The organism is Terrisporobacter muris, assembly GCF_024621905.1.
Lineage (GTDB): Bacteria > Bacillota > Clostridia > Peptostreptococcales > Peptostreptococcaceae > Terrisporobacter > Terrisporobacter muris.
The window spans coordinates 1-7,777 of sequence record NZ_JANKBY010000164.1 but is presented as its reverse complement, the minus strand read 5'-3'; the positions used below and the strand labels follow the sequence as shown (position 1 = coordinate 7,777).

Below are 7,777 nucleotides of genomic sequence, written 5' to 3'. Positions count from 1 at the left end.
TATAATGATATAAGCAGGAGGTACTTTTTATGAAAGAAAATTTTAATCCCAATTTATATCATGGAAAACATAAGAGTAAAAACTTCTTCGAAGGATGGTACTTCAAAATAGTTGATAAAAAAAATGATTACAAACTTGCTATAATTCCTGGTGTCTCTTATGGTAATGACAAATCTGATCATCACTGTTTTATACAAGTTATAAATGGAAAGGAGTCTAATTTTAATTATCTATCTTATAATATAAATGATTTTAAATATAATAATAGTAAATTTAGGGTATGTATTAATTCTAATATATTTACTTTGAGAAGTATGAATCTATCCATAGCTTACAATAATTTAAATATCCACGGTAATCTAATATTTAAAAACTTAGTTAAATGGCCTGATAGTATTATTAATCCTGGTAGTATGGGATTTTATAATTATTTAAAATTTATGGAATGCTATTCACAAGTCTGTGTTCTAAACGGATCTATTGTAGGAGATTTAAATATTAATGGTGTAAATATAGATTTTACAGGTGGAAAAATATATATCGAAAAAAATTGGGGCAAGAGTTTCCCAAAATCTTGGTTATGGATTCAAAGTAACTCTTTTAAAAGTAGAAAAGCTTCTGTAAGTTGTTCTATAGGAACTATACCTTTTCCAATAAAGAACTTCACTGGTTTTCTTATAGGTGTTACCTTAGAAAATGATTTCTACAGTTTTACTACAATTAATCATAGTAAAATTAATATACAGCATTTTGGTGATGATATCTCCTTAACTGTAACTAAAAAGAATCTAAAATTAACCCTAAAGACTTTTACAAATCAAAAAGATTTCTTAGTCTTAAAAGCTCCTAATAAAGGCTCAATGAAATCCACTGTAAAAGAAACCATAAATGGTCAAGTTTATATTCTTCTAGAAGATACTAAATTAAATAAAAAAATATTTGAAGATATTGGTCTTAGTGCTGGAATTGAATATGGAGGAAATTTTTCCGAACTTTTCAAGTAAAAAACAGATAAGTTTGAAAAACAAACTTATCTGTTTTTTATTCTTCTTCATCTAACAAACATAATAATTTTTCATTTATAATATCAACATTTACTTGAGTAAAATTTTCAATTGCTTTTCTTTTTAATCCTCTCAAACTAAGTTGTATTTTATTATGAAAATTCCCTTCTTTTTCATTATCTTTTATTAGATTTAAAAAATCTAACAAAGAATATATTTTAAACTTCTCTATTTGTCTTTCCTTTGCCATATTTTCCAAAAGGGCAATAATGATATCTTGATAATTATCTTCTTTATTTAAATTTAAATACTTAGATATATTAGGTAATATAAATTCAAACAACATTCTTTTGACAGGAATATCTTCTAGTCCCATACTTCTTCCTATATCTAAAATTAAGTCATCAGGTAATTCTAAAAGCTTATTAAAAATTAGGTCATCATCTACTGGTTCTATATAATACTCTCTTCCCCTTAACTTTCTTATAGCCTTAATTGCATCATAATAACCAAGTTTAATATTTCTGTGAGCTAAATCTTTTGTGAAAATAAATGTTCCTCCCAAATCCATAGAGGGTTGAATTTCAACAACATTAGTATTTTCATCAACATGTTTCAATTTTCTACTAGAGTTTAATCTTATAGCTATTATCTTATCATAATTTTTTTTTGCTAAAAGACTAACTGGACAATTATCATAAAGCCCTCCATCTAAATACGCCTTGCCATCTAGTGGTTCCATTTTTAATCCTGGATATCTAGCACTTGCCATTATATAGTCTTTTATTTTTCCCTCTGGAATATCTTCTTTAAATACTTCTATGGGACTTAAAGGCCCTAATTCAACAGTAACGAGTCCAAAATCTATATTACTATTTCTTAATTTTTCCTCATCAACTAGTTCATCTACAACTTTTCGTAAATTTTCTGTATCGATTCCTCTATTAGCAATTATCTTCTTTGCTTCGCCGGAAAAATAGGATATTGTTTTTATATCAAGGTTTCTATTTATTACATTTGCCATATGCCTATCTTCTATATCAAATAGTTGTTGTGGTGTAATATTACTCCACATATCAAAACATTTTTCAAAGTCGCCCTGAGCAACCATAGCTGCATTAAAAGCACCTATAGATGTTCCCACTATTCCATCTATTTCATACCCTTCTTCTAATAAAGCTTTAATTGCTCCAATATGAAATGCGCCTCTTGCTCCACCACCTTCTAAAGCTACCCCTAACATAAGCTATCATCTCCCCCATTAAGAGTAATTTTCTTCTTTAATTTATATTATAGCAACTTGTTAGATTTATAAGTAATTTAATTTCAAAAAAAGAAGCTATTTAATAGCTCCTTTTTATATTATTTATTATCTAACTCAAATAATATTACTTGATTTTCTTTTATTGTTTCTTTAGTATTTATAACCCTTTGATTTGATGATCCTCTTAATATAAGAGATATATTTTTTTTATCTTCTTCAAACTTGCCATCTACTAAAATATCTGCATATTTAAAAATTTCTTTTTGAGCTTCATTAAAGTTTTCAACAGTATAACCTGTCCACAAATATATTTTTTTATCTGGATATTTATCTTTAAATGTCTTACATACATAAATAACTCCCTCAATATTTTCGGGACAAAGAGGTTCTCCTCCTAATATGGATAAATCTCTTTTTATATTGTGTTTATCAATATTATCTATAATATAATTTAGTTTATCTTCAGTAAACTCTTCTCCATCTGTAAAGCTCCAAGTCTCTCCATTAAAGCATCCTTTACAATGGTGAGGACAACCTTGGGTCCAAAGAGACATAGTAATCCCAAATCCATTTGCTATATCATTATCTTTAATTCTATTTATTCTCATATTATTATGCTCCTTTTAGTATTTGGAATTTTTAAAACTAAAATTTAACCTTATTTATTCTTTTTTTCATAAGGCATCATACAGCACATAGTACCTTCTGGACATGGTCCAAATTGACAACTTGCCCCAAGAGTTTTAGCAAATAATGTACTTACTTTTTCAACTTCGTCTACCATGGCCCATGCTAATTTATTGATTTCTTCCTGTGCTCTTCTACAACATCTATGATGACAGAAGTTTATTAAACTTCTTAAATTCATTGTACATATTATTTTTGTTTCACAAGCATTTGGGAATATATATCTAGCATTTTCAATTGCTTTCTTTTCTAAAGTTGAACATAGCTTTTTATATGATGTTCTTAATGATTCTACGAAATTTTCACACGATTTATGTTCTTCTTTCCATACTTCAAATTCATCTTTATCTATACTACATTTTTTCAGTTGAATATCTATTAATTTACCGTACATTTCCTCATTATAAACATAATCATATATTAATTTATCAACTATATCGTCATATAATCTTTGACTATCTTCCATATGATTTTTGTAGCTCTGCTCTAATATAGGATTATTTTTTATATCTTGTGGAATTACGTATTCAAACTGAGTTTCTTTAACATATCTTTGAGATTGTTGGCTATAAGATGCTATTCTATGTCTAACTAATTGATGTGTTAAGCTTCTAGATACTCCTTCTATAGCAAAAGTAAAGCTAGTATGTTCTAGCACGCTTCCATGACCAATAGAAGTAATCATATTTACAAATCTTTCAATACTTTCTGGTGTTTGCTTTTCCATTAAATCATCAATATTTGATGGTGAATAACAAAGCTTACCTGCTGTAGCTATAACAAGCTCTGGATTCATTGTGTGTGATATAAGTTTTACTCTTAATTTTGTTTCCATTATTTACTCTCCTCTTTTTCAGCAATTTCTATTGTTTGTTCAATTAATTCTATTACAGTCATTTGACCTACCCCATTTGGTACAGGAGTCAAGTTACATTGTTTTTCATTTACTATAGCATGATAATCTTCTTTACACACATCACCACACATTTTTCCTTCTTCATTAAAGTTAATTGATACATCTATGATTGTAGTATTATTAGAAAAATCTTCTGTTCTTAGGAAATTAGCTTTTCCTACTGCTGTGACAACTATATCCGCTGATGCAATCTTATCCTTTAAATTTTTAGTTTTACTATGTGCTATAGTCACTGTGGCATTTTCTCTCAAAAATAATTGTGCCAACGGCTTTCCAACTATACTAGAACGATTTATTATAAGAATGTCCTTACCTTCAATATCTATTTCGAATTCTTTTAATAATGTCATTATCCCCCTAGGAGTACATGCTACATTTCCATCTAAATTAAGTGCTAATTTACCCATATTTCCTACAGTAAATCCATCCACATCTTTTTCATCTTTAATAAGATTTGTAAGGTAATCTTCATCTAAATGCTTCGGTATCGGTAGTTGTAATAGAACGCCTGTTACACCTTTATCTTTATTTAAATCTATAATAATTTTTTCTACTTCATCTTGACTAACATTTTCATCTAAATGAATTATTTTGGAATCTATTCCAACTTCTTCACACTTTTTAATTTTATTTGATACATATTTTCCACTTGCAAAATCTTCTCCTACTCTAATTATTACTAGAGAAGGTTTTTTACTTAATTTATTTACTCTGTATTTTAATTCAGCTATTTTTTTTGTTACTAATTGTCTAGCATCTAGTAATGTCATTTACTTACCTTCCTTTTAATATCTTTATGTACAATAGAAAAGGCGCACAAGCACCTTTTCCTCTATAAATGTAATACTCTTTCTCCAATTTCTTGTGTACGACCTTTACCCCACATATTTGATCCTATATAACCACAAGTTCTTCTCATAACTTGCATTTCATCTTTATCTTTATTTCCACAGTTTGGACAATACCATTCTAAATTATCATCTAACTTTATTTCTCCAGTATAATCACATGCGAAGCAAACATCTGGCTTAGTATTTATTTCAGCGTATTGTATATTATGATAAATATAGTTTATGATTTGTTCAACAGCTGGCAAGTTTTTACTCATATCTGGAACCTCTACATAACTTATGCATCCGCCTAAACTTATATCATGGAATTTGCTCTCAAACTTTAATTTAGAGAAAGCATCTATTTCTTCAGAAACATGAACATGATATGAGTTTGTATAGTACATTCTATCTGTTACATTTTTTATTTCTCCAAACTTTTGCTTATCTATTCTGCAGAATCTTGAAGTTAAACTTTCTCCTGGAGTTCCATAAAGACCAAATCCAAGTCCAGTTTCTTTTTTCCACTCGCTACATTTATCACTTAAATAATTCATTACTTGAAGGGCAAACTTTTCACCTTCTTTTGTTGTATGAGATACCCCAAGCATTGCTTGAGTCATTTCATATATACCAACATATCCTAGAGAAAGCGTTGAATACCCGCCATCTAGTAAAGAATCAATTTTCTCACCTTTTTCAAGCCTAGCTATTCCACCATGTTGCCAGTGAATTGGTGATATATCAGATGTTGTCCCTTTTAATAAATTATGTCTAACCATTAATGCTTCTTTACAAAGATCTAATCTTTCATCTAATATATTCCAGAATTTATTCATATCTTTTTCTGCTGTTAATGCAACTTGTACTAAGTTTAAAGAGATAACCCCCTGATTGAATCTTCCGTACCATTTATAATTTCCATTTTCATCTTTCCAGTTACTTAAGTGTGATCTGCAACCCATTGGAGGGAATGTTTCTCCATCATAATTTTTTCTCATCATTTTTGCACTTTGATAATCAGGTACTAATCGTTTTGTGTTACATTTTGCAGCAAGTTTTGTTATATAATCGTATTTCCCACCTTCTAAACAGTTGTGTTCATCTAATAAGTAAACTAATTTAGGGAACTCTTCACCTATTACTTGACCTTTATAGTTTTTCATTCCCTCTAATCTTTGTACTATCATTTCTTCACAAATTAATGCCATTTCTCTTTCATATTCATGACCTTCTTCTATTTCTAAATATATAGTACAGAATGGTGACTGACCATTACTCGTATGAAGAGTTGACAACTGATATCTAACAGTTTGTATACCTGATTTTAATTCTTCCATCATCCTCTCTTCAGCTAGTTCTTCAGCCATCTCAAGAGAGTATTTTTGTTTGTATTTATTTAAATATTTATTGTACGATACCCTTAAAAATGGTGCTATATGTTTTATTGTTATTGTATTTCCACCGTATTGAGCACTTGCTATTTGGGCTATAATTTGAGTAACTATAGTGCATGCTGTTCCAAAAGATTTTGGAGACTCTACTAATTTATTATTAATAACTGTTCCATTAGTTAACATATCTTCTAAGTTAATTAACATACAGTTATGTATCGGCTGCATTGCATAGTCCATATCATGATAATGAAGAACACCTTCGTCATGTGCGTGAACTATATGGGCAGGTATTAGCTTTCTTCTGGACATATCTTTAGATACCTCTCCTGCTACTAAATCCCTTTGAGTAGAAGCTAATACACCATTTTTATTTGAATTTTCATTTAAAACATCTTCATTACTTTTATCTAACAAGCCTAGGATGCTATCGTCTGTTGTATTTATCGTTCTCTTAAATGATTGTACTGCTCTATATCCTTCATATGCTTTAGCTGTCAGTTTTTGCTTATAATCAATTAACTTTGTATACACCATTTCTTCTACTTTATAAACTGTTGCACTCGTATCACGTTCCATACAAATAGCTTCTATATCTTCAGCTATTTCTTTGGCTATTTCTGGTATATACACTCCACTACCATATTTCATCGCTTTTAATATAGCATATTCAATCTTATTTTTATCGAATTTTACAACTTTTCCATCTCTTTTGATTATATTTAACTCTGTTTTCATAAGCATCTCCTTTTGATCAGAATGATATCTATTCTTATCTATATAAATTAATTTTTTAATCTTTTTATGTAAACCTATTGACTTTTATAGAAGTTTCATACCCATTATCCTTTTAATAAAACACTATATATAGTAATCACCTTGTATATTCTATACTACATATGGTGTTTAATCAAGTGATTTATTTTTAATTTTCCAACTTTATTTTTGTCAATACTTTTTAAATTTTTAGCCACCAACCTAAGATTAAGGTGTACAAATACATTGAAATTTTTTTATAATTTTTTACATAATTTTACAAAAATTCATTATTTCATATTAATTAAAAATCAAATAATTCTAACTGTATTTTCACACAAAAAAAGAAATATAAAATGAAATTCATCATAATATATTTCTTTTAATTAATTTTATTTAAATACGATTTCTATTTTTTCTATACTTGGTTCTAATTTTATGCATTGCACTTTTGCTTTTTCAAACATATATTTAGATGCTTTTGTTGAATCTGTTTGTGCATATTTATCATCTAAATAATATACCTTTTTTATACCAGATTGAATTATATTTCTAGCACAATCATGACAAGGGAATAAATTAACATAAATACTGCACCCCTCTAAAGACTTTCCTCTCGCATTTAAAATTGCATTTTGTTCTGCATGAACTACATATGGGTATTTAGTTTGAAGAAAATCCCCTTCTCTTTCCCATGGAAAATCTTCATCACTACATCCATTAACAAAACCATTATAACCAATCGATACTATTCTATTATTTTTATCTACTATGCAAGCACCAACTTGTGTTGATGGATCTTTACTTCTCATTCCTGATAATAAAGATATCCCCATAAAATATTCATCCCATGATATGTAATCTGTTCTCTTCATTATTTTCTCCTTTTATATAATTATCCGCTTAATTTTGTATTATATATTTTT

At 28.4% G+C, this 7,777-nt stretch carries 7 protein-coding genes; 1 reads left to right on the top strand and 6 read right to left on the bottom strand.

Annotated features, from left to right (window positions below; all coding sequences use genetic code 11):
- The first annotated feature begins 29 nt into the window (after positions 1-29).
- Positions 30-1,004, top strand: coding sequence for a tocopherol cyclase family protein (locus tag NSA58_RS12440; protein ID WP_039678825.1), 975 nt, complete (start codon positions 30-32; stop codon positions 1,002-1,004).
- 37 nt (positions 1,005-1,041) lie between these two features.
- On the opposite strand, the gene NSA58_RS12435 is transcribed toward NSA58_RS12440, so the two are convergent.
- From NSA58_RS12435 to NSA58_RS12410, 6 genes are all read right to left on the bottom strand, one after another.
- Positions 1,042-2,247, bottom strand: coding sequence for a patatin-like phospholipase family protein (locus NSA58_RS12435; protein ID WP_074429482.1), 1,206 nt, complete (start codon positions 2,245-2,247; stop codon positions 1,042-1,044).
- Positions 2,248-2,366: 119 nt separating this feature from the next.
- Complete coding sequence (gene nrdG / locus NSA58_RS12430; protein ID WP_039678823.1) at positions 2,367-2,876, bottom strand: anaerobic ribonucleoside-triphosphate reductase activating protein; 510 nt, start codon at positions 2,874-2,876, stop codon at positions 2,367-2,369.
- A gap of 50 nt (positions 2,877-2,926) precedes the next feature.
- Positions 2,927-3,790, bottom strand: a complete 864-nt coding sequence (gene thyX, locus NSA58_RS12425) for an FAD-dependent thymidylate synthase (protein WP_039678822.1) — start codon at positions 3,788-3,790, stop codon at positions 2,927-2,929.
- A complete protein-coding gene (locus NSA58_RS12420; RefSeq protein ID WP_039678821.1) occupies positions 3,790-4,641 on the bottom strand; it encodes a bifunctional 5,10-methylenetetrahydrofolate dehydrogenase/5,10-methenyltetrahydrofolate cyclohydrolase in 852 nt (283 codons plus the stop codon). Before NSA58_RS12420 ends, thyX begins: the two co-directional genes overlap by 1 nt.
- A 62-nt stretch (positions 4,642-4,703) precedes the next feature.
- Positions 4,704-6,833, bottom strand: coding sequence for an anaerobic ribonucleoside-triphosphate reductase (gene nrdD / locus NSA58_RS12415; protein ID WP_039678820.1), 2,130 nt, complete (start codon positions 6,831-6,833; stop codon positions 4,704-4,706).
- 410 nt (positions 6,834-7,243) lie between these two features.
- The gene (locus NSA58_RS12410) at positions 7,244-7,726 is read right to left on the bottom strand and encodes a deoxycytidylate deaminase (RefSeq protein ID WP_039678819.1); all 483 of its coding nucleotides are present in this window, start codon (positions 7,724-7,726) and stop codon (positions 7,244-7,246) included.
- Positions 7,727-7,777: the final 51 nt, after the last annotated feature.